Origin of the sequence: Streptomyces sp. 71268, from assembly GCF_029392895.1 — a bacterium.
Classification (GTDB): Bacteria; Actinomycetota; Actinomycetes; order Streptomycetales; family Streptomycetaceae; genus Streptomyces.
In genome coordinates, this window is the sequence record NZ_CP114200.1 from 7,414,446 (window position 1) to 7,436,287 (window position 21,842).

19 protein-coding genes and 2 pseudogenes are annotated in these 21,842 nt (G+C 72.4%); 10 read left to right on the forward strand and 11 right to left on the reverse strand.

The window, feature by feature from the left end:
- Window positions 1-129: 129 nt before the first annotated feature.
- A complete protein-coding gene (locus OYE22_RS29705) occupies window positions 130-987 on the forward strand; it encodes a hypothetical protein (RefSeq protein ID WP_277323275.1) in 858 nt (285 codons plus the stop codon).
- Between the two features lie 141 nt (window positions 988-1,128).
- Here OYE22_RS29705 and OYE22_RS29710 read toward each other — a convergent pair whose 3' ends face one another.
- Together OYE22_RS29710 and OYE22_RS29715 are read right to left on the reverse strand one after the other, a co-directional pair.
- Window positions 1,129-1,866: a MerR family transcriptional regulator gene (locus OYE22_RS29710; RefSeq protein WP_348652281.1), complete on the reverse strand. Its 738-nt coding sequence runs from the start codon at window positions 1,864-1,866 to the stop codon at window positions 1,129-1,131.
- 302 nt (window positions 1,867-2,168) lie between these two features.
- Window positions 2,169-2,939 (reverse strand): class I SAM-dependent methyltransferase, encoded by a 771-nt coding sequence (locus tag OYE22_RS29715; protein WP_277323277.1) that lies wholly within the window; start codon window positions 2,937-2,939, stop codon window positions 2,169-2,171.
- A gap of 934 nt (window positions 2,940-3,873) precedes the next feature.
- Here OYE22_RS29715 and OYE22_RS29720 point away from each other — a divergent pair.
- The 3 genes and pseudogenes from OYE22_RS29720 to OYE22_RS29730 all read left to right on the forward strand — a co-directional run bounded on the left by OYE22_RS29720 (window position 3,874) and on the right by OYE22_RS29730 (window position 6,307).
- Window positions 3,874-4,380 (forward strand): STAS domain-containing protein, encoded by a 507-nt coding sequence (locus OYE22_RS29720; RefSeq protein ID WP_277323278.1) that lies wholly within the window; start codon window positions 3,874-3,876, stop codon window positions 4,378-4,380.
- Between the two features lie 126 nt (window positions 4,381-4,506).
- Window positions 4,507-5,433 (forward strand): DUF3048 domain-containing protein, encoded by a 927-nt coding sequence (locus tag OYE22_RS29725; RefSeq protein WP_277324386.1) that lies wholly within the window; start codon window positions 4,507-4,509, stop codon window positions 5,431-5,433.
- Window positions 5,434-5,474: 41 nt separating this feature from the next.
- Window positions 5,475-6,307, forward strand: a pseudogene (locus OYE22_RS29730) (IS5 family transposase).
- A gap of 50 nt (window positions 6,308-6,357) precedes the next feature.
- On the opposite strand, the gene OYE22_RS29735 reads toward OYE22_RS29730, so the two are convergent.
- Together OYE22_RS29735 and OYE22_RS29740 are read right to left on the reverse strand one after the other, a co-directional pair.
- Entirely contained in the window at window positions 6,358-7,365 is a 1,008-nt protein-coding gene (locus OYE22_RS29735; protein ID WP_277323279.1) for a helix-turn-helix domain-containing protein, read from the reverse strand.
- A gap of 199 nt (window positions 7,366-7,564) precedes the next feature.
- Window positions 7,565-8,818, reverse strand: a complete 1,254-nt coding sequence (locus OYE22_RS29740; RefSeq protein WP_277323280.1) for a SufS family cysteine desulfurase — start codon at window positions 8,816-8,818, stop codon at window positions 7,565-7,567.
- Between the two features lie 95 nt (window positions 8,819-8,913).
- Between OYE22_RS29740 and OYE22_RS29745 the strand changes: the two genes are divergently transcribed.
- Window positions 8,914-9,498, forward strand: coding sequence for an ABATE domain-containing protein (locus tag OYE22_RS29745; protein WP_277323281.1), 585 nt, complete (start codon window positions 8,914-8,916; stop codon window positions 9,496-9,498).
- A gap of 63 nt (window positions 9,499-9,561) precedes the next feature.
- Here the strand turns inward: OYE22_RS29745 and OYE22_RS29750 are convergent, their stop codons facing one another.
- Window positions 9,562-10,092, reverse strand: coding sequence for a TerD family protein (locus OYE22_RS29750; protein ID WP_277323282.1), 531 nt, complete (start codon window positions 10,090-10,092; stop codon window positions 9,562-9,564).
- A gap of 293 nt (window positions 10,093-10,385) precedes the next feature.
- Here OYE22_RS29750 and OYE22_RS29755 point away from each other — a divergent pair, with 293 nt between their 5' ends.
- The gene (locus OYE22_RS29755) at window positions 10,386-11,192 is read left to right on the forward strand and encodes an AAC(3) family N-acetyltransferase (RefSeq protein WP_277323283.1); all 807 of its coding nucleotides are present in this window, start codon (window positions 10,386-10,388) and stop codon (window positions 11,190-11,192) included.
- A 331-nt stretch (window positions 11,193-11,523) separates the two neighbouring features.
- Window positions 11,524-11,934 carry a four-helix bundle copper-binding protein gene (locus OYE22_RS29760; protein WP_277323284.1) on the forward strand — a complete coding sequence of 137 codons (411 nt, stop codon included), beginning with the start codon at window positions 11,524-11,526 and terminating at the stop codon, window positions 11,932-11,934.
- Window positions 11,935-12,032: 98 nt separating this feature from the next.
- On the opposite strand, the gene OYE22_RS29765 is transcribed toward OYE22_RS29760, so the two are convergent.
- From OYE22_RS29765 to OYE22_RS29785, 5 genes and pseudogenes are all read right to left on the reverse strand, one after another.
- Entirely contained in the window at window positions 12,033-12,377 is a 345-nt protein-coding gene (locus tag OYE22_RS29765; RefSeq protein WP_277323285.1) for an MmcQ/YjbR family DNA-binding protein, read from the reverse strand.
- Window positions 12,378-12,923: 546 nt separating this feature from the next.
- Window positions 12,924-14,237 (reverse strand): HAMP domain-containing sensor histidine kinase, encoded by a 1,314-nt coding sequence (locus OYE22_RS29770; protein ID WP_277323286.1) that lies wholly within the window; start codon window positions 14,235-14,237, stop codon window positions 12,924-12,926.
- A 1-nt stretch (window position 14,238) separates the two neighbouring features.
- Entirely contained in the window at window positions 14,239-15,003 is a 765-nt protein-coding gene (cseB, locus tag OYE22_RS29775; RefSeq protein WP_277323287.1) for a two-component system response regulator CseB, read from the reverse strand.
- A gap of 194 nt (window positions 15,004-15,197) precedes the next feature.
- Window positions 15,198-16,115: pseudogene (locus OYE22_RS29780) on the reverse strand (endonuclease/exonuclease/phosphatase family protein); the annotation flags it as partial.
- A 93-nt stretch (window positions 16,116-16,208) separates the two neighbouring features.
- Window positions 16,209-17,168 carry a D-alanyl-D-alanine carboxypeptidase gene (locus tag OYE22_RS29785; RefSeq protein WP_348652282.1) on the reverse strand — a complete coding sequence of 320 codons (960 nt, stop codon included), beginning with the start codon at window positions 17,166-17,168 and terminating at the stop codon, window positions 16,209-16,211.
- A gap of 570 nt (window positions 17,169-17,738) precedes the next feature.
- Between OYE22_RS29785 and OYE22_RS29790 the strand changes: the two genes are divergently transcribed.
- The gene (locus OYE22_RS29790) at window positions 17,739-18,590 is read left to right on the forward strand and encodes an NAD(P)-binding domain-containing protein (protein ID WP_277323288.1); all 852 of its coding nucleotides are present in this window, start codon (window positions 17,739-17,741) and stop codon (window positions 18,588-18,590) included.
- Between the two features lie 734 nt (window positions 18,591-19,324).
- A complete protein-coding gene (locus tag OYE22_RS29795) occupies window positions 19,325-19,810 on the forward strand; it encodes a hypothetical protein (protein WP_277323289.1) in 486 nt (161 codons plus the stop codon).
- Window positions 19,811-20,016: 206 nt separating this feature from the next.
- Here OYE22_RS29795 and OYE22_RS29800 read toward each other — a convergent pair whose 3' ends face one another.
- The gene (locus OYE22_RS29800; RefSeq protein ID WP_277323290.1) at window positions 20,017-20,865 is read right to left on the reverse strand and encodes a helix-turn-helix transcriptional regulator; all 849 of its coding nucleotides are present in this window, start codon (window positions 20,863-20,865) and stop codon (window positions 20,017-20,019) included.
- 138 nt (window positions 20,866-21,003) lie between these two features.
- Here OYE22_RS29800 and OYE22_RS29805 point away from each other — a divergent pair, with 138 nt between their 5' ends.
- Window positions 21,004-21,783, forward strand: coding sequence for an NAD(P)H-dependent oxidoreductase (locus OYE22_RS29805; protein WP_277323291.1), 780 nt, complete (start codon window positions 21,004-21,006; stop codon window positions 21,781-21,783).
- The last annotated feature ends 59 nt before the right edge of the window (window positions 21,784-21,842 follow it).

Below are 21,842 nucleotides of genomic sequence, written 5' to 3' on the forward strand. Positions count from 1 at the left end.
CCCGCGCCGCCGCGCCCGCGCCAGTCACCGGCCGTTCCACCGCCGGGCCCGCTGCCGGACCCGCGGCCAACTCCCCGGCCCGATGCCCGAACGACTCCGGGGCCGGCGCCCCAGCCCGGGCCGGACGGGGTGACCCTGCGGCGCCCCGGCGACCGGCGCGAGGACGCGCACGACCCCGGGCCCGACCACCGGGTGGCACCGGCACCGGACGACCCCGGGCCCGCGCCCGGGCCCGTCACCCGTACCGGCAGCCGCCCGTGCCCGCGCTGCCGGGCGGACAACCCGCACGAGCGGCGGTTCTGCCAGCGCTGCGGTGCGCAGCTCGGCGACCCGGCCCGGGCCCCAGGGCAGAACCGACTCCCGTGGTGGCGGCGACTGTTCGGGCGCGACCGGGACCGGGTGTTGGAGGCCGGCAGCCGACCCCGGCACCGCACGTGGCCCAGGCCACGGCTCGCGCTGCCGCTGACGCTGCTGATCCTCCTGGCGGCCGCGTACTTCGCCCGCTCCCAGCTCTCGGACGCGCTCACCTTCACGCAGGACCAGACCGGCAAGCCGGAGGCGCTGCGGCCCGCCGAGGCGCGGGCCTCCAGCGAGGCGGGCGGGCACCGCGCGGGCGCCGCCTTCGACGGCTTCACCAACCGCTACTGGGCCCCCGCCGACACCGGCCCCGCGACCGGCCAGTACCTGGAGGCGACGTTCGAGAAACCGGTGCGGCTGCGGAAGTTGCTGGTCATCTCGGGGCGGTCGGCCAACCAGGACGAGTTCCTGACCCAGGCCCGCCCCGCCGAGTTGACCGTCACGCTCTTCACCACGGACGGCGAGCGCTCCACGAAGGCGGTCAACCTCAAGGACCAGCCCGGCCAGCAGACCTTCGACGTGCGCGGTTCCGACGTCGTACGCGTGCGGCTCGCCGTCGACGCGGCTTACGGCGCGAGCGCCAAGCGCCGCGTCGCCGTCGCCGAGGTGGAGTTCTTCGGCCGCAGGTGAGTCGGTGTCTTCGGCTGGTGTCGTCGCCCGGCGCCACCGCCGACGCGCCGCCCGGTGCGCCGGGCGTACGCGGGGGAGGGGCGGCGGACGGGAGCGGGGGCCGCGCTGTGTGCCGCGAACCAGGGGGGCGCGGCCGGCCGCTCAGGACGCGGGGTGGGAACCGGTGCCCGTGCCCGGCTCGGCGTTGTCGGTCCCAGCCCGGGCGGCCGGGGGTCGCGGACCCTGCTTCGACTCGCTCGGGTAGCGCAGCGCCGCCTCGTGCTCCTGGGCCATCCGGCGCAGGGTGGCGAGGACCGGCTCCAGCAGCACGGTCATGACCAGCGCGCGTTCGGCGACGTCGATGCGGTCCTCGATGCCGGCCAGGTGGTCAAGGTCCACCCGGGCGGTGGCCGCGGCGAGTTCGGCGTACGGCAGCAGGTCGTCCGTCCCGACGTCCGCGCCCACCCTGCGCAGCGCGCGCAGCCCGGCGGCCAGCGCGGTGCGGCCCGGTGACTCCTCGCCGACCGACCAGCCCATCCGGTCGACCAGCGCCGCCGCCTCGGCCGCGCAGTCGTCGTCCTGGTCCGGGGTGCCCGGGCCGCCCGTGCCGGCGCGCGCGCCGGTGTCGGCGACCGGCGCGCCCAACGCGTAGTGGGTGACGCCGAGCGTGTGGTAGAGGTCGAGCGGCTCGCTGATGGCGCGCAGCACCTCGCGGCTGGCGGTGACCGAGAGGCCGCCGAAGCTGATCAGCGCGCGGACCAGCCGTAGCCGCCGCAGGTGATCCGCGTCGTACTCCGCCTGGTTGCTGGCCGTCGCGTGCCCGGCCGGCAGCAGCCCCTCGCGCAGGTAGTACTTGATCGTGGGGATGGCCACCCCACTGCGGCGGCTCAGCTCGGACATCTTCACGTGGTTCTCCTCGGATTCCGTCCCGATCGACTGGCATGAGCGGGCCCGGCGGCACCGTCCGAAGCGGATAGTTCCACTGCCCATTATGCGCGGGCCCCCGCCCCGTACGCCGGGAGGGCGCCCCGCCCACTCTGCCCTGAACCGCCGTCGACGCCCCGGGCCGCCCCCGCTGGGGCGGCCCGTCACCGCGAGCGGGTGGGACGGCTCCCGTCGACCGCCTCAGCGACCGGCCGCGGCGCCACTCAATACCGTCGCGCCGTCGCACTGCCGAGGCCGCGGCCGGCGGGAGGCCGGGCTCACGCCACCGGGACCAGCGTGAGGTAGGCGATGCCCAACACGCCTCGGTAGCCCCGCAGCCAACGTGAGCGCTGCTGGTCCACGCGGGCGCGGGTCTCCTCGGCCGCAGGGTGCGTGGGGTGGTTCGCCAACCACTCCTCCACATCGGCCCGGTAGCCGGACTCGAACTCCTCCCACTCGTCGGCGCCGGCCGACTCGATCCACTCCGGGCGGAACCCGGCGGCCACCGCCAGGTCGACCAACTCCGCAAGGCTGGGGTGCTCGTCGGGGCTGGCGTCCGGCCACATGGCGGCGAGTTCGGCGGGCGCGGGGGTGCGCTCCCAGAAACCCTCGCCGAGCACCACCCGGCCGCCGGGGTTGACCAGGCCGCGCAGCGCCTCGAGCGCGGCGGCCGTGTGCCCGGGCGGCGCGGCGTCGGTCAGGGCGTGGCTGGCGCCGAAGCAGAGCACGAGGTCGGCGGGGCCACGGGTGGTCGCGACGCCGGACTCGGCGTGGAAGGTGACCCGTTCGTCCAACCCACGCGCGGTGGCGAGCGCCCGGCCCCGGGCGATGTCCTCCTCGTTCAGGTCCACGCCCACGCCCGTGGCGCCGGGCGTCGCCGCGAGCGTGCGGAGCAGGAACTCCCCCCAGCCGCAGCCGATGTCGAGGATGGATCGGGGTTCGTTCCTGGCGAGCCGATCGATCATGCGCGCGGCCCGCTCCTCCGAGAGCGGGCCGTGGAAGGTGAGGCGGGTCAGGCGCGGGGGTGGTGTACCGGCAGTGCTGTCCATGTGTCGGAAACTACGTGCTGGTTCGCGGCGGGCACAGCGATTTTCGCGGTCGCGCGCGGGCGAGCCAGGAGGCTTTCGGGGGAATCGGGTGGCAGCAAGGAGAAGCGGCACGCAAGGGGGGAAAAATTTCGGCCATCCTCTGGGGCGTGTAGAGGCGCGTGGAACCGCCCCCGCCGCTTCCGTGGGCCGTACGTCACCGGTTCGGGCACGTCCCGTGACGCCGGGCGCGCGAGGGGCGACCCACCCCCCGCCGACCCCGGGCGCCCGCGCCCGCGCGACCTCCGTCACCCCGCGCTCGCACCGCCCGAGAGCCGCCGACCCCCGGCTCGTACGCCGCTCGGCGCCCCTCGCCGCTGTCCTCGTACGGCGGTTCGGCGCGCCGTCACCGGGTCTCGCCATGCCGGACGCCCGCCGCGCAGAACAGGCCGGAACCAGCCAGATGACCGGCCAATCCGCCCCCGCGCACCCCGGTGGCGGCGCTTTCTATCCGCTGGTCCCGCGCCGGCCGAACGCGTCGCGCGGGTGGCCCGGTCGCGCGGCCGCGTCGCGGCCCGCCACAGGGGTGTCTCGGGCGCTGGCGTGCCGCGCTCACCGGGCCTGCCGTGGTCACGAGGGTGGTGACGGCCCCGGCTGGGCGCCGGTTCGTCGGCGCGGGGCGATCTTCGGGGCGGGCGGCGCAAGCGCTGTCAGAGAACGGTCAACCGCGGCTCCGCCGGCCAAAGCTCGCCGTTCTGCCGCCGTTTCGGAGTTGGCCGGTAAGTGTCGGTGTAGTCGCACGTGACAGCGGCAATAGTGTGAAGACCGGTGTCGCCCTGCCCCTGGCGACTACCGTCCCCCACCGCACGTATGCCGCGTGTCGAGGAGCCAGAATCTCGGCACGCACCGACGGTTCACCGTCTAACCGAGGACGCACCGACAGCGATGAGGGCATCTCATGCGCCAGTGGCATTCCGAGTTCCAAGCGAGATGCTGGTACGACGACGCGATCACCGTCGTCGAGCTTCACGGAGAGATAGACATCGTGGCAGCCGAGGCACTCGCGCCCCGGCTGCGCCGGCTGATCGCCGCGGCGGGTGGCGAGGTGATCGTTGACCTGCGGCCGGTGACCTTCATCGACTGCAGCGGGCTCGGCCTGCTGTGCTCACTGCACGAGCGGCTGATGGCGCGCGGGCGCCGCCTGCGCGTCCTGACCACCCGTCCGGTCACCCTCAAGATGCTGCGGTTGACCCGACTGCACCACGCCTTCGTGGTGCACGGCTCGCTGCGCGAGGCCCGCAGCGCGGCTGGCCTGCCGCTGAGTTCCCCACCACCGGCGGGCCACGGGCCCGGCGGCGCGGGGCGAGCGGCGCTCGGCGCGACCATCGCCAGCGTCATCCCCTCGTACCACCGGACCAGACCCCGGCCCGACGCGCCGGCGGCGCCCTCACCCCACGATGGGTGACGCCCACTGGCGTGGGCGCCGATGATGGGGTCTCCTGGAGCGGGACCCCGGACGAAGAGGGCTGCGGTGGACAACAGGAAGCGCCGGGCGGCAGCGTGGTGGGCCGCGTTGACCACCGTGTTCACGCTGGTCGCCGTCGGGTGTGAGGACAGCTCGGCACCCGAGGACGGCACGTCCCCCTTCACCGGTCTCAGGGCGCGTGAGGCCCCGGTGCTCGCGGTGAAGATCGACAACGTCGGCCCGGCCCGGCCCCAGAGCGGCCTCGGCTCGGCCGACATCGTCTACGTCGAGCGCGTGGAGGCCGGCCTCTCCCGCCTGATGGCCGTGTACTCCTCCCACCTGCCACCCACCGTCGGGCCGGTGCGCAGCGCCCGGGAGACGGACCTGGAACTGCTGCGCCAGTTCGGCGAGCCGGCCTTCGCCTACTCGGGCGCGCAGTCCAAGCTGCTGCCGCTGGTCAAGGACGCCCCCCTGCACCCGGTTCCGCCCGAGCGGGTCAGCGACGGTTACACGCGCAGCGACAGCCGCGCCGCCCCGCACAACCTCTACCTGCGACCCGAGCGCGCGCTGTCCGCCGCGCCCGACGCCGACGACGCGGCGGACATCGGCTTCCGCTTCGGCGCCGCACCCGCCGGTGGCCGCGACACCCCCTCGTACACCGTCCGCTACCCGGCGGCGGCGATCTCCTTCGCCTGGGCGGGCGAGCGCGAGCGCTACCGGGTCTCGATGGACGGTACGTCGGTGCCGGTGGCCGACGCGAAGGGGCGCGGGCCGGCGACCGTCGTCGTGCAGGGCGTCACCATCCGCGACTCGCGCTTCCACGACCGCTCCGGCAGCGCCTCGCCGTTCACCGACACCACCGGCTCCGGGCCGGCCCTGGTGCTGCGCGACGGCAAGGCGCACCAGGCCCGCTGGGAACGGCCGGCCGCCACCCGGGGCACGGAGTTCACCACGCCCGACGGCGAGTGCCTGGCCTTCGCCCGTGGCCCGGTGTGGGTGGCCTACGTCCCACGGGAGGCCGTGCCGTCCGGGGCCGCGGGGAACTCCCGCTAGGCAGTGTCTTCAAATGATCTTGTCTGGTGGATCATGGGGTCGTGATACGTCGCCATGAACTGTCCGATGCCGAGTGGGAGTTTGTCCGGCCGTTGTTGCCCGAGTCGTTGCGGGGGCGGAAGCGGCTGGATGACCGCAGGGTGCTGAATGGGATCGTGTGGAAGTTTCGGACCGGGACGGCCTGGCGGGATGTGCCTGACCGGTATGGGCCGTGGGCGACTCTCCACACGCGTTTTCGCAGGTGGGCGGCGGACGGAACATTCGAGCGGATGCTGCGGGCCGCGCAGGCGAAAGCGGATGCGGCGGGCGACATCGACTGGTTGGTGTCTGTCGACTCCACCATCGTCCGGGCACACCAGCACGCGGCCGGGGCCCGAAAAGGGGGCTCCGCACCCCGGCGCTCGGCCGGTCCAGAGGCGGGCTGACGAGCAAGATCCACCTCGCCTGCGACGGACTCGGCCGCCCGCTCGGCTTCGTCGTCACGGGCGGGAACACCAACGACTGCACCCAGTTCACCGCGGTGATGGAAGCGATCCGGGTGCCCCGCACCGGATCGGGCCGGCCTCGGGTCCGCCCTGCCCATGTCCTGGGCGATAAGGGCTACAGCTCGAAGGCGATCCGCACCTGGCTCCGCCGCCGGAGCATCCAGCACACCATTCCCGAGCGGGCCGACCAGATCCGCAACCGGCTCAAGCGCGGCAGCCGTGGCGGCCGGCCGCCGAGCTTCGACCGCACGGCCTACAAGCAGCGCAACGTAGTGGAACGGTGCTTCAACCGCTTGAAACAGTGGCGCGGCATCGCCACCCGATACGACAAGACCGCCCAGTCCTACGAAGCAGCCGTCACCCTCGCATCACTCCTGATGTGGGCGTGACATTTGACGACAGAACCTAGGACGGCCGGGGCCGCCGGCGCCCGGGCGCGTCAGCGGAGCAGGTCGATCAGGTCGGCGCCACGGTCGGCGAGCCGCAGCCGCACCGTGCGGCCCTGGCGCACCCGCTGGACGAGCCCGGCGCGCTCCAGTTGCGCGCAGTGGTACGTCACGGTCGCCGGCGAGCAGCCGAGGTGGTTGGCGATCTCGGTCATGGTGGCCTCGCGGCTGCCGTGCCGCAGGATCGTCGCCCGCTGCTCGCCCAGCACCAGCACCAGCGCGTCCGCCGGGCCCGGCGCGTCCGCGCCCTCGAGGGCCCGGGCCAGGCCCGCGGGCGGGTAGCCGACGCGCACGCTGCCCGCCCCCACGGTGCAGCCCGCCAGCGCCCTGGTGCCCGACGACAGTGGCGCGAGCACCAGCACGTTGCCGTCGGGGCCCTGCCGGGGACGCGTTAGTGAGCCGCCGTGCAGGCGGCGCGCCTCCTCGAAGTGCAGGGTGGAGCCGTCGAACCAGGAGCCCGGGCCGAGGTCGGCCAGGACGAGCGGGAGTTGCCGGGTGACCAGGGCGGTGCCGATGCGCTCGACCTCCCGGGCCCGGACGGCGGCCGTGCGCCGCCACAGCGGCTCGTACGCCCGCCAGATGGCCTCCTGGACGCTGGCCGAAGCGGCGGCGAAGACCCGGGGGTGCTGGAACAGCCGGTGCCAGACGGCGGTCGGCTGGCCGGTGAAGTGCTCGGCCACCTGGTGCTGGACGGCGTCCGACGACAGGTCCCGGATGCGTTCGAGTTGGGCCTCCACGCCGCCTTCGGCGAACGGGTCCATCGCCGAGGTGAGGAAGCACGGGATGGGCGAGTGGGAGGCGGCGAACAGCGACCGCAGCAGCCGTGCCGCGCCGGGCGGCAGCGCGGCCCGGATCATCTGGCGGATGCGCGGCGGCACGCCCTGCGGCGGGCCGCCCAGCACGTCCGAGAAGAGGGAGCGCACCGACAGGCCCGGGTGCGTGGAGACCCGTACGTTGATCTGGTGTAAGTCACCCAGTGCGAGCTGAGCCGGCGAGGACACGGCGCACCACCGTTCATGACGCCCCATCACCTACCGCGTGAGGCCCGGTACTTGACCGATCCAGGATGACCAACACCACGGGGCGGGGCGAGGACATCGCGCCGTGTCGGCGGCAAGGATTCGGCCAACCTTTCGAATGCCCTCGCCGGCCCGCGTGGTGTCGGCCGCCGCCGTCGCCGTCACCGCGCGGGCGCGGTGGCTACCGGCCGAAGAACGCCTGGGCCGCGCGCACGCCGTCGGCCAGCGCGTCGACCTCCTCCAGCGTGTTGTAGACGTAGAACGTCGCCCGGGTGGTGGCCGGGATGCCGTAGCGGCGGACGATGGGGCGCGCGCAGTGGTGCCCGACGCGCACGGCGATGCCGCGTTCGTCCAACACCTGCCCTACGTCGTGCGGATGCAGGTCCGCGACCGTGAACGAGACGGCCGAGCCGCGCTCGGTCATCTCCCGCGGGCCGATGATGCGCACGCCGGGAATCTCGCCCAGCCGCTCGATCGCCCGGGCGGTCAGCGCGTCCTCGTGCGCCGCCACCTCGCCCATGCCCAGCGCCCGCAGGTAGTCCACCGCCGCGGCGAGCCCCACCGCCTGCGCCGCCATCGGCACGCCCGCCTCGAAACGCTGGGGCGGTGGCAGGAACGTGGCGTGGTCCATCTCCACGACCTCGATCATCGAGCCACCGGTGAGGAACGGCGGCAGCGCGGCCAGCAGTTCGGCGCGGCCCCACAGCACGCCCACGCCGCTGGGTCCCAGCATCTTGTGCCCGGAGAAGGCGAGGAAGTCGGCGCCGAGCGCGGTCACGTCCACCGGCCGGTGCGGCACCGACTGGGCGGCGTCGACCACGACGTACGCGCCCACCGCGTGCGCCCGCTCGGCGATGGCGCGCACCGGGTTGATGGTGCCCAGCACGTTGGACTGGTGGCTGACGGCCACCACCCTGGTGTCCGCGTCGACCAGCCGGTCCAGGTCATCCAGGTCGAGCCGGCCGTCGTCGGTCAGCCGGAACCAGTCGAGGCGGGCCCCGGTCCTGGCCGCGAGCTGCTGCCAGGGCACGAGGTTGGCGTGGTGCTCCATCTCCGTGGCCACGATCTTGTCGCCCGGCCCGATGGGACCCCGGCCGTCCGCGCTCCGTGTCGCCTGACCCAGGCCGTAGGCGACGAGGTTGATCCCCTCGGTGGCGTTCTTGGTGAACACGACCTCGTCCCGGGCCGCGCCGACGAAGTCCGCCACGGTCTGCCGCGCCGCCTCGTACGCCTCCGTCGCCTCCTCGGCGAGCTGGTGCGCGCCCCGGTGCACGGCCGCGTTGCGGGTCAGGTAGAAGTCGCGCTCGGCGTCCAGGACCTGGAGTGGCTTGTGCGTGGTGGCGCCCGAGTCGAGATAGACCAGCCGCGCGCCGCTCTCCATGGTCCGTCGCAGGATCGGAAAGTCGTCGCGGAGCTTGTCGACGTCGATGGCCACGGGGGCACCTCCAGGGTTCTCATGCCTTCTGATGATGTTCAGCGTGAGGGACGCTAGACCTCCTCACGGAGAAGTGCAACCGTTACCATGAGGTCGTGAACCATGACGCGCCGTACTACCTCCATCAGCTCCCGGTGCCGGGCGAGGAGCGCTTCGCCTCGCTCGCCCTGGTGAACTCGCGCTTCACGGTCAGCCACGGCCCCGTCGACCTGCTGGAGGACACCGACGCCGCGCACCTGTGGCTGGTCCGGCACGAGGTGCTGCCGGACCCGGTCGCCCTCACCGGCCGTCAGCTCGGTCGGCTCCGCGCGCTCCGCGAGGCGCTGCGCGAACTCTTCGCGGCCCGCGCGAGCGGCGCGGTGCCCGCGCCGGCCAGTCTGGAGACGCTGAACGAGGCGCTCGCCGCCGCCCCGCCCACCCCCCGACTGACGTGGGCCGCCGACGGCCCGCGCCGCGCGGACGAACCGGACTCGGGCAACCCGGCCGGCGCCGCGCTCTCGCTGCTCGCCGACGACGGCACCGAACTGCTGACGGGCCCGGACGCGGCCCAACTCGCCGAGTGCGGGGCGCGCGGCTGTGCCCGCTGGTTCCTGCGCTCGCACGCCGCCCGCCGCTGGTGCACCACGAAGTGCGGAAACAGAGTGCGGGCCGCGCGACATTACGCGGCCCGCAAGGGGTAACGGCGGCGAACCCGGTTCGGCGAAATGCCACGGCGAATCCGCCGGCAAAGCCGAAGTGGCCCCTCAGACGGGACGCTGGCCCATCACATCGGCGAATCCCGCGGGGTTGGTGTCAAATCCGCGGATGATCTCCCGCAGGTCCCATTCTCCCGCCTCGTCCCGGGTGAACTCGGCGATGGTGGCCGCCGTGGCCGCCGCCACGGTGGAGAAGTCGTACTCCACGAGCTTGGTGTACCGCTCCTGTATCCGCACGGCCGTGTTCGGCACGTCCCCGAACGTCTTGTGTCCGCCCCCCTGTTGGATCACCACACCCACCACCACCCGCCCGTACGTCTCGGCGAGCCGGTCGAACTCCAGGGTCATGACCTCGTCCATGCCGAAGCCCTGACCCGTCTGGCTGTCCCGGTTCAGGATGATGGTGCCGTCCGGTGAACGGCTGCCGAAGTGGACGAGATAGACGGGTTTCCCGTACGGCGCCTCGGTGGAATAGGTCGCGGCGATGATATCGAGATCATTGATCGGCTCGCCCGCGGGACTCGGGTCCCACTTGAGGGCCACCTCTACTTTCTTGAGCCCTTTGTTGAGACTGCTCACGGAATTCCCTTTCACGGAGCTGAGTTGAAACAAGAACGCGCTCGGTGCCAAGGGTATCGCCAGCGCCCGGAGTTGACGGGGCGTGGGACGAGGCACGAAGGGCGCCCCACCGCGCGCCCCGACCGCGGCGTGGGCGGCCACACCGTACGACGCGCGGCCCGGGACGGCTCCCGACGGGTGGGTCGGCCGGGGCCTGCCGGCTTGGGGGCTCGGCGCGCGCGGTGGCCGGAACGCGCGTGGGCCGGCGCCTGATCGGTGGCGGCGCGCGCCGCGGTGTTACAGACTCGTCAGCCATGTCGATGGCGCGGCCGACCGGCCCACTCTGCACGGGCGACTCCCTGACCACGGAGCTGCGGGACCTGGGCGTGCGGCCCGGCGAGACCCTGCTCGTGCACTCCTCACTCAGCTCACTGGGCTGGGTCTGCGGCGGCGCCCCGGTCGTCGTCGCGGCCCTGCTCGACGTCCTGGGGACCACGGGCACGCTGGTGGTCCCCACGCACACCAGCGACAACTCGGACCCCGCGGGCTGGAGCCAACCACCGGTGCCGGCCCAGTGGTGGCCGACCATCCGCGCCGCGCTACCGGCCTACGACCCGGCCACCTCGCGCAGCTACCGGGTGGGAGCGATACCGGAGACCGCGCGCACCTGGCCCGGCGCCGCGCGCAGCGCCCACCCGCAGACCTCCTTCGCCGCCATCGGAGCGCGCGCCCGCGCGATCGTGGACGGCCACGCGCTCGACTGCCGGCTCGGCGAGCGCAGCCCGCTGGCCCGCCTCGAAGAGGCCGCGGCCCGGGTGCTGCTGCTGGGCGTGGGGTACGACTCGTGCACCGCCTTCCACCTGGCCGAGTACCGCCTCCCGGGGCAGCGGGTGCGCAACTCCTTCGCCGTGGCGACCCCGGCGGGCCGCCGCTGGAGCACGGTGTGGGACACGTCGATCAGTGACGACCGCTTCGACGAGTTGGGCGCCGCCTTCGAGAAGGAGCGGCCTGTGCTGTGCGGCCCGGTCGGCGGGGCTGAGGCGCGCCTGTTCCCGCTGGCCGACGCCGTCGCGTACGCCACGGGCTGGCTGGCCGAACACCGGCCGCGCGCCGCGCCCTGACCGGCGCCCGGACGCACCGCCGCGCCGGCGGGTGTGCGCACCGGCGCGGCGGCCCACCTCGGTACGAGGTGGTGGGGAGTGGTCCGTAGCGTGCGTTCCTGCGGCGTCACGCCGTCTCCATTGTGCGCCTGTCTGGCTCGTATCGGTATACGTCGGTAGATATCAGCCGATACGCCGGCGCATGCCGCACGCCGCATGGCGCCCGTCACCCGGCTGCCCGCCACCGCCGGGCGGCCGGCGTTTGCGCGGGTGTCGCGGTGAAACCCGGGGAGCGAGTCACCCCTGCCGGGCGAGCCGGTCCGGCAGCACTCCGAACGACGAGGAGCACGTCATGACGACGACGGTCAAGGACATGCTGCACACCTACCCCGCCGACCTTGGCGGCGTGGACCCCGCGGCCCTGGAGCGCTGCATCGAGGAGTGCGCCGCCTGTGCCCAGGCGTGTACGGCCTGTGCCGACGCGTGCCTGGCCGAGGGAGCCGTCGGCGACCTGACCCGGTGCATCCGTACCGACATGGACTGCGCCGACATCTGCGCGGCCACCGCCTCGGTGCTCTCCCGGCACACCGGCTACGACGTCAACGTCACCCGAGCCCAGCTCGAAGCCTGCGCCACCGTCTGCACCGCCTGCGCCGAGGAGTGCGAGCAGCACGCCGACGCGCACGAGCACTGCCGCGTCTGTGCCCAGGCGTGCCGCCGCTGCGCGGACGCCTGCCGCGCGCTGCTGCGCACGCTGGCCTGACCGCCCCTCCCGCTGCCCCGGCCCCGGCCCCGGGCCCGCCGCGCGCGGACCTGGCCGGTGGCGCGGGGCCCAGGCGGCGGCGCAGGCAGCGGGCGGTGTCAGGCGGGGGCGGTGAAGCTCTCCAGGAGGCGCGGCGGGGCCGCCTGCTTCCAGGAGTCGACGACGATGTCGCGCAACTCGTCCTGGTCGTCGAGGGCCGCGATGCGCACCCGTACCCAGTGCGAGCTGGCCTCGTGCGGGGGGACCCAGAACTTGGCCGGCTCGGCCGCGATCAGCTCCTGGCGCTCCACCATGGGACAGCGCACCGCGAACGACGACTCGTCGTCGGGGATGGTGACGAACATCTTTCCGGCAACCCGGAACGTGGGCATGCCCCAGGCGATCTTCTCCACTGTCTCCGGCAGGGAGAGCGCGATGCGACGCACATCCTCGGAATCGGTCATGGCCCATACGGTAATCGCGCCGGTCAGCGGGTGCCCACGCGGGCCATACCGCCCCGCCGGGCCAGGCCCGTAGGGCCTGTCTGACGAACGGTCTGGGTTGGGTATCCGAAGCCGGAGGATGAGCGCCGCAAGGCGGAGTCCGGCCTCGTAGCGGGTGGCGGGGCCGCCCGGCACCGGCCCGGGACACCCTCAGCGCGTCCACTCCGGGAGCGCGTGTCTACGACGGCACCGGCGGGAGTGGTCAGTTGGCCACGTACGGCGCCTTCGGTCCGACGATCAACCTCCCGAGCAATTTCAACGACAGAATCAGCTCGGTCTACGCTCCCTGCTGACCGTTTCGGATCGGCCTGCTCACCGTCGATCCGCCGAAGACCGGGTGCCGCTCCACCTACGAGGACGGCACCCGGACCCGTTGCCAGTGGATCGGCCGCCCTCGCCAGCGCGGCCAGGGGTGAGCCGGGCCCGGGGACGCGCAGTGCCCCGACCGGGCCGCGCGTGGCGGCGGTACGGGGCGGCCGGCCCGGCCGTCGAAGGGGGGCGGGCAGTTCAGCGGGGCAGTTCCAGCGTGGCGACGGCGCCGGACGGCGCGTCGGCGTTCGCCAGGGTGAGGCGGGCACCGATGACGTGGGCCTGGCCGAGGGCGATGGTGAGGCCGAGGCCGTGGCCGTGGCCGCGTTCGGCGGCTCCGGTGCGAAAGCGTTGCGGGCCGTGGTCGAGGACCTCCCGGGGGAAGCCGGGGCCGTGGTCGCGTACGACGATGGTTGCGCCCTCGACCAGGACCGTAACGGGCGCCGTGCCGTGGCGGTGGGCGTTGAGGATCAGGTTGGTGACGATGCGGTCGAGCCGGCGGGGGTCGGTTTCGACGACCGGGTCACCGATCACCGAAACGTCCGTCTCCAGGCTCGTGCGCTGTACGGATTCCGCCACCAGCTCGCCGAGGGGCACCGGTTGGGCGTCGGCTTCCTCGGCTCCCGCGTCCAGGCGGGAGATCTCCAGCAGGTCGTCCACCAGGGAGCGCAGCACCCGCACCCGGTCGCGCACCAGGTCGGTGGCCTCGCTCTCGGGCAGCAGGGAGGTGGCGGTGACGAGGCCGGTGAGCGGGGTGCGGAGTTCGTGGGCGACGTCCGCGGTGAAGCGCTGTTCGTTGCGCAGCCTGTCCTGGAGGGCGTCGGCCATCAGGTCGACCGCGCCGGAGATGTCGCTGATCTCGTCGTGGCCACGGCTCCTGGTCCTGGCGTCGAGGTCGCCGTGCTTGATCCGCCGGGCCGTCCCGGCGACGCGGCGCAAACGCCGTAGCACGAGTTCGGCGGCCAGGACCGTGAGGGGGACGACGACGGCGAGCGTGGCCAGGGCCGCGTACCGCATGTGCCGGTCCAGCGCCTGTCGGCTGCGCCAGTCGCTGGACATGTCCACGTGGACGGCCAAGGCCGTGCCGTCCACCCGGCCCGCCGCCCACATCCGCGGTCCTTGCAGCGGCTTTCGGGTGTCGTACCAGGTAACAGGGTCGGACGCGGGGCGAGAGCCGATGCGCTCCAGCAGCGGGTCCGGCACGTCGTCACCGACCAGGTAGACGAGGCGTTCCGCGGGCGGAGAGGGCACGGGCTGTTCGCCGCGGAACGCGGCCTCGGCCTCCGTCAGCGCCTCGATCGCACGGCCTCGGCCGATGTTCATGTCCCGCTCCTCGGTGGTCCGGTGGACCAGGAGCCCGATGCCGAGGGCCATGGCACAGGCCGCTGCCGCTACCCCTGCGGCGACCTTCCACCGCAGGGACCGCGGGTTGACCAGGCGCCGCAGGGTGTGCCCCGGGCCCTCGTCGCGTGTGGTGCGGGCGGCGGATGTGGGTGGGTTGCTCCGTGGCATCTCAGCGCCGGAACTTGTAGCCGAAGCCACGGATGGTCTCGATGTGCTCGGCGCCGATCTTCTTGCGCAACCGCTGCACCGCCAGGTCGACCACCCGGATGTCGCCGTCCCATCCGTAGTCCCACACCTTGCGCAACAGCGTCTGCCGTTGGAGGGCGATGCCGGGCGCGGCCGCGAACTCCAGGAGCAGCCGCAGTTCGGTCGGGGCGAGGGCGAGCGGCCGGTCGTCGACGCGGACCTCCAGGCCACGGGTGTCGATGCTCAGGTTGCGGAAGGTGAGCAGGCCATCGGCGTCGCCCGGCCGGTCGTCGCTCTCGGGCGAGGCGGTGAAGGTGGCCCGGCGCAGTAGCGTGCGGATGCGTGCCACCAGGACGTTGGTGTCGACGGGCTTGACGACGTAGTCGTCGGCCCCCGCCTCCAACCCCGCCACCACGTCCAGCGCGTCGCCGCGGGCCGACATCATCAGGATGGGCGTCTGGCTGGTTTCGCGGATCCGGTGGCACAGCCCGATGCCGTCCAGGTGCGGCAGCATGATGTCGAGGAGCAACAGGTCGTGCCGCGCTGCCCGGAACATCTCCAGACCGGTCAGGCCGTCGGGGGCCACGGACACCCGGTAGCCGTAGCGCTCCAGTGCCATCCCCACGGACCTGCGGATCGCCTCGTCGTCCTCGACCAGGAGCACGTGCACGGCCGACGGCAGGTCGGCGGCGGGGCGGCTCGGCGTCGCCGCGTCCGCTCGCGCACTGGGGTCACGCTCTTGTCGCATCACATCACCTGAAGGTCGAGCCGAGCCGGGAGGTCCGGCTGTGTGGGTACGGACCCGGGAGCGGGGCACTCCGGGTCCAGGGACAGCCTGCCAGCACGACTGCCGGCAGGGTGGGTGCCGTGGCGGCGCGCTGGTGGTGACCGCGCGGCTGGACCGGTGGGTGTCCCTGCGGGTGGCCCGGCCGAGGCAGTCGGTCACAGTCGCAGGGTGGCCGCGACCGGCAGGTGGTCGCTGCCCGTCCTCGGCAGGGTCCACGACGAGGCCGGGGCGATGCCCCGCAGCAGTATCTGGTCGATCCGGGCCACCGGCAGCGCGGCTGGCCAGCTGAAGCCGAACCCGGCGCCGGCCTCCTCCTGCGCCGACCGCAGCGGGGCGAACACCGGTGCCAGGGCGCGGTCGTTGGGCGTGCCGTTGAAGTCACCCACCACCAGGACGCGGGGCGCCGGTTCGGCCCGTACGGCAGCGGCCAGCCGTTCGGCCGCCGCGTTCCGCCCCGCCGTGGCGAAACCCGCGCCCGGGCGCACCCGCACCGACGCGAGGTGGGCGACGTACACGACGATCGGGCCCTTGGCCGTGGCGACGGTGCCCCGCAGGGCGCGGGGCCACGGCATGATCTCGACCGGCGCCACGTCGTGCAGGGGGTACCTGCTCCACAGTCCGACGGTGCCCCGTACGGCGTGGTAGGGATAGGAGTCGGCCAGCACGCGCTCGTACGTCGGCGTCGTGTCGGGCGACAGTTCCTCCAGGGCCAGCACCTGCGCACCGCTGGCGGCGAGTTGGCGGGCGGTGCCGGCCGGGTCCGGGTTCGCGTCGTTCACGTTGTGGCTCACCACGGTCAGGTCGCCGCCGGCGGCTCGCTTGTCCACCAGTACGTCGCCGAACAGGGACCACCACACGAGGGCCGGCAGCAGCCCGGCCACCGCGGCGACCGCGGAACGCCGTATCGCTGCCAGGACCAGCAGCACGGGCACGCTCACACCCAGCCAGGGCAGGAACGTCTCCAGCAGGCTGCCCAGGTTGCCGAACCCGTTCGGCACCGCCGCGTGCGCCGCCATCACCAGTGCGCACAGCCCCGCGGCGGCAGCCACCCACCGACCGCGCCGCCACCTCCCCCCGCCCCCCCGCGGCGGCCCCGACTGCCACCGCCGGCCGGTCGGCGGACTCGGTGGCCCGGGAGCGGCGCACCAGGCGGTCGACCAGCGCGCTCACGAGCGCACCGGCTGCCGGGCACCGCTGCCGATCAGGGCCGCGGGCAGACCCTGGCGGACGGCATCGATCAACTCACCGCTGTGCGTCAGCGCAGCCGCCATGCCCTCGGCCGGCGTGGTGTGGGCACGCTGCCCCAACACCGCCCCGAGCACCAGGTGCCGCGCGCGACCCGACCCCACCTCGGCGGCCCACAGCAGGTTGCCCCCGGCGGGCGTGCTCGATCCGGTCTTCAGCCCGACCACGCCGGGCTTGGCCAGCAGCCGGTTGGTATTGGTGATGACGCCGGGCGATTCGGGGACGGTCGTCTCGCGCAGGCCCACCACCGTGCGCAGCACCGGGTCCCGCATGGCCTGGCGGGCCAGTTTGAGCTGATCATCGGCGGTGCTGCGAGTGGTCGGCTCGACGCCGCTGGCCCCGGTGTACGTGGTGTGGCGCATTCCGAGGTCGGCCGCCGCGCGGTTCATCTTCGCCACGAACGCCTGCTGGCTGCCGGCGTCCCAACGTGCCAGCAGCCGGGCGATGTTGTTGCCCGAGGGGAGCAGCAACAGCTCCAGCAGTGTGCGCTGGGTGAGCCGCTGCCCGGCACGGACCGGGGCGGTGGACTCGCTGAGCGAGTGCGACTCGGCCTCGGCTGTCGCATCGACGGTGATCCGGGGTCCTACCTCGTCGGCCCGCAGCGGATGCTCCTTGAGGATCACGTACGCCGTCATCACCTTGGCGAGGCTCGCGATGGGCACCGGCTGCTGCCGCCCGCTGCTGCCCAGGCTGCCGAGGCCCGCGACCTCGACGCTCGCCTGGCCTTCCGCGGGCCACGGCAGGTCCAGCCGGAGCGCGCCGGACGGGGCCGGGGACGCCGAGCTGACCAGGGCTCGACCGCCGGCCCGCACACCGCCACCACCGTGCTCACCGCCGCCGGCGAGCCCCACCCAACCACCGACGCCGACACCGAGCGTCACGATCAAAGCGGCCGAGGTTCCCGCCGCCCGACACCGACCCCACCCCGCTGCTCCCGTACGAGCGACGCGTATCCAACGAGCGCGCACCGGCGACCACCTCTCCCAGTTCGACGTGCACGAAGGTCCCGCGCACACCTCGAAGACTGGAAGACGACCGCAGCTGGCTGATCAGGGCCGTGCGGCCGGCACCGCGCGGATGTGTGTCATCTGCGTATCGGCCCGCTGGGCGGGCCGGGGGCACCCGGTGGGTGGGAGGACGGATGGCCGTGCCCGAACGGAACAGTGCGGGGTTGGGGGCGTCTCCCGCATGCGACCACGAGCACGACACCTACAGCGTTTCATCCAGCCCGTTGCGTGCTGCCAGCACGGCGTGCGGTGAGGTGGCGCCGATGACGGTGTCGAGCACTGTCCGAGCGGTGGACAACTCGGTGATGGACCGGCTGATCCGGCCCCGCCAGCTCCCCGATCCGCATGCGCGACTCCGGTTGACTCTGACATTGATGTAAAGGTCTAGCTTCAGCACGCGAAGGCCGCGCGAAGTGCGCTGATCTCGCCAACGTAGGAGGAGCGATGAGCGTGCGTACGTCGGTCATAGGGTTGAACCCGCGAGGTGCGGCGCTGGCCAAGGCCATCGCGGCGGCAGGTCACGACGTCGTGGTCTGGGCCGAAGCCGGTGCACCGGCCGAGCCCGTTGAGGACGTACGGCGGGTGGACTCGCTGCAGGTCGCGTTCACGGCTCCACTGGTGCTGATGTGCCTGGAGGACTACGACGCCGTCCAACGCGTGTTGGGCCAGGCCGGGCCGCACGTCTCGGCCGACGTGGTCAACCTGACCTCCGGAACGAGCGAGCAGGCCGAGCAGGCCGCCTGCTGGGTGCGAAACCGGGGTGGGCACTACCTCGACGGTGCGTTGATGGCCCATCCCGAGCATGTCGGTCAGCCGGAAACAGTGCTGGTCTACAGCGGCTCCCACGAGGTGTTCCAGCGCCATCGAAGCTCGCTCGCGCACATCGGCGGCGCTACCTACCTGGGCCCGGCCCCCGGCACCGCGGCTCTCTATGACGTGGCGATGCTCAACTTCGCCTGGGCCACCCTGATCGGCTTCCTGCAGACCACCGCCTTGCTGGGCACCGCCCAGGTCCAGGCCACGACGGTGGCCCCCCTGCTGACCCACTGGCTGTCCACGACCGTCACAGAGGTGATCACCGATTACGCTCGCCAAGTCGACGACCACCGCTACCCCGGCGATCAGGAATGGCTGGAGCTGGATGCCCCGCTCATGGACCACCTCATCAACGCCGTGCGCGCGCGGGGCCTGGACACCGCTCTGCCCGAACTCATCAAGTCACTGACCGACCGGGCCATCGACGCCGGCCACGGTAGGGACAGCTTCGCCAGCCTGGTCGAAATCCTTCGCAGCTAACAAGGCTGTCCCCGGAGGCGAACCGGGGTGATCTCGCCGGCCTGGGACCGTACTTCCACCTGTGCGTCGGCCGGCGCGTGTCGCACGCACTTGTTCAGCTCGGCTTCCACGGCCGCGCGCGGCAGGGTGTGGGCGTAGCGGGCGCGGATGGCGGGCGGCTTCGGGCGAGCGGTCTGGGGACGGGCGGTGAGCAGTGGCTCCAGAGGGACGGGCGGCGCGGAGACGCACGGTGCGGGCGGGCACAAAGGCGGTGGGCGCGCTCTGTTCGCCCCGGCCGACTCCGTGGACGGCCGCCGTCGTCGTCGAGGGCGGCGGAGTCCGAGGCGCGCGGTGGCCGCAGGCGATCGATCAGCTGGGAGCGGTGAAGCGGGCGACAGCATCGAGCAGGGTGTTGAGGATGGGAGACGATCAGTGTGAGGTCGACCCCTGTCGCTTCGGTACAAGTTTGCTGGACGACTGCGACGGCCTGCCCGCGCAACCCCCTCGTCAGATGTCCCGGGCCCGGCACCTCTGTTCCGAGTGGTATGGAATGTCTGATTCTGGTGTGGACCTAGGGAACTCCGTGACCGTGTAATTACGCACAACAGGAGCACTACTTCAATCATGTGGAGTAAACAGTGCGAATCCGTTCAAGATTTACCGTTCCGCTGCTTGCCGCTCTCGCGCTCATCGGAACGGCTCCGGCGTCGCAGGCAGCCGACACACCCGCACCTGCGGCGGGGGAATCGGTCAAGGTGGCCAAGCTGACCCCGGAGCAATTACGGGAGGTAAACGCAGCGGGCGTGCAACGTAGCGGCTCACGGACCGAGGGCCGGGCCATTTGCTATCAGGCACACGTGCGGAATAAGGGATGGTCGGCCACGCTCTGCACTGATGGCGCCGACGGTTATACCGGGACCGTGGGCGAGAACAAACCGATCGACAGGATCAAGTTCTACGTCGGGACGACCGGCGCCATGAACCTCAACGTGCAGGCGCACTGGGCGGAAACCGGCACCGGCCCCGAGCACTACATAGCACCCGGCACCAGCTATGAGTTCTCACACAGCGGCGGCCAGCCGGTCCAGGCGCTGCGCCTGCGAAGCAACAACGAGACCATGAAGGCCGCAGCCCATGTACAGGGCGTGGGTTGGAAGGGCACGAACGCGTGGTCGTACGACCAGTGGATTGGAAGCATCGGCGAGAACCGCTGGATGGAAGCGTTCTGGATAGACATCTGATGGGCTGTGCGGATGCCCCGCGCCGATAGTGCGGCAGCGAGCCTACGCAGCAGTTCACCCCTGACCTGCGAACTACACGACCCGTCAGCGGGCAGGAGACGCCGCGCCACTCGCGCGTGAAGTGACACGCCTGCGGAAGCGATACCTGGTACCTCGTTAGGCGGCCGGCTCTCGTACAGCGCCAGGCTGTCACAGACGTCGTTGAGTTACTGGCGGACCTGAGCGTTCGCTGTGGAAGGCTCGTCACCGCTGTCCACGCCCAGGCCCGCGAGCAGGCGCAGCCCGTCCTCGGCGCGGCTGCCGGGGGCCGCGGACAGTATCAGTAGCTCCATGCCCGATTCGTCCGGTAGCGCGAAGTTCTCCTGGTGCAGTTCCAGCAGTCCGACCAGCGGGTGCCGGTACGCCTTGCGTCCGTGTGTGCGGGCGCGCACGTCCGCGCGGGCCCACAGGCGGCGGAAGCGGTCGCTGCCCATCGACAGTTCGCCGATGAGCGAGGCCAGCCGGGGATCCCCGGGGTGTTTCCCGGCGGCCAGGCGGAGGTGCCCGACCACGTCGAGGGTGCACTTCTCCCAGTCCGCGTACAGGCCGCGCTCGGCTTCCTCGAGGAAGATGTGCCGGGCGGTGTTCAGGCCCGGTATCCGCTGGCCGAAGAGGAGCCCGGCGAGGCGGTTCCCGGCGAGCACGTCCAGTTGGTGGTTCGTGATCAGCGCGGGTGCGTCGACGACCAGGTCGAGGACGCGTAGCAGCTCCGGCCGGACCCGCCCACCCGGTGCCGTCGCGCGATGGTGGCGCTGCCGGGCGAGCCGGTCAAGGTGCCCGCGTGCGGTCGCGTCGAGGCCCAGGACGCGGGCGAGCGCGTCGAGGACCTGCTCGGAGGGCTGGGTCGCGCGGCCCTGCTCCAGACGTACGTAGTAGTCGACGCTGACTCCGGACAGGTGCGCGACCTCTTCGCGGCGCAGCCCTTCGACCCGGCGGCGGCTGTCGGTGGGGATGCCGACGGCTGCCGGGTCGACTTGGGAGCGCCGGGTGCGTAGGAAGCCCGCGAGATCGTCCATGCCTTCAGTATGGCCTCGGTGTCCCCTGCGAAGGTGGCCCTGCTGTTACCAGGAAGTCCCGTCCTGTGGAAGAGGTGACCCTGAACGCCGGGCGTCGCGGCGTCCAGGATCGAAGCCATCCGATCCGAAGGAGTTCCCGTGAAGACGCTGATCGTCTACGCCCACCCGGAGCCGAAGTCGCTCAACAGCTCGTTGAAGGCACTCGCGGTGTCCACGTTGGAGAGCGCCGGGCACGAGGTGCGGGTGAGTGATCTGTACGCGATGAACTGGAAGGCGGTCGTGGACGCCGCGGACTACGGCCCCCACGCCTCACGTCCGTTGAGAGTCGCCCGGGACTCGGGCCGGGCCTTCGATGCCGGGACACTCACCCCGGACGTTCTGGCCGAGCAGGAGAAGCTGCTGTGGGCGGACACGATCATCTTCCAGTTCCCGCTGTGGTGGTACTCGATGCCCGCGATCCTCAAGGGCTGGGTGGACCGGGTGTTCACCTTCCACTTCGCGTACGGCGTCGGAGAGCACAGCGACACCAAGTACGGCGAGCGCTTCGGTGAAGGCACCCTCGCGGGGAGGAGGGCTCTGCTGTCGGTGACCGTCGGGGGCCCGGAGTCGCATTACGCCGCACGCGGGATCAACGGCCCCATTGACGATCTGCTGTTCCCGATCCAGCACGGCATCCTCTACTACCCGGGCATCGAGGTGCTGCCCCCCTTCGTGCTGTACGGCGCCGACCGGATGAGCACCGAGGACTACCCGGACGTCGCCAAGGCTTGGGAGCAGCGCCTGCTCACGCTGGAGTCGACCGAGCCGATCGCGTTCCGGCGGCAGAACTTCGGTGACTACGTGATCCCCTCGCTGCAGCTGAAGGAGGGGTTGGAGCCTTCGGGCCGCACGGGTTTCGGGCTGCACGTACGCGGCTGACCGCCCACGATGAACACGACGAGCCAGGTCGCGAACCCGAGGAGCAGCCCGCAGGTCGT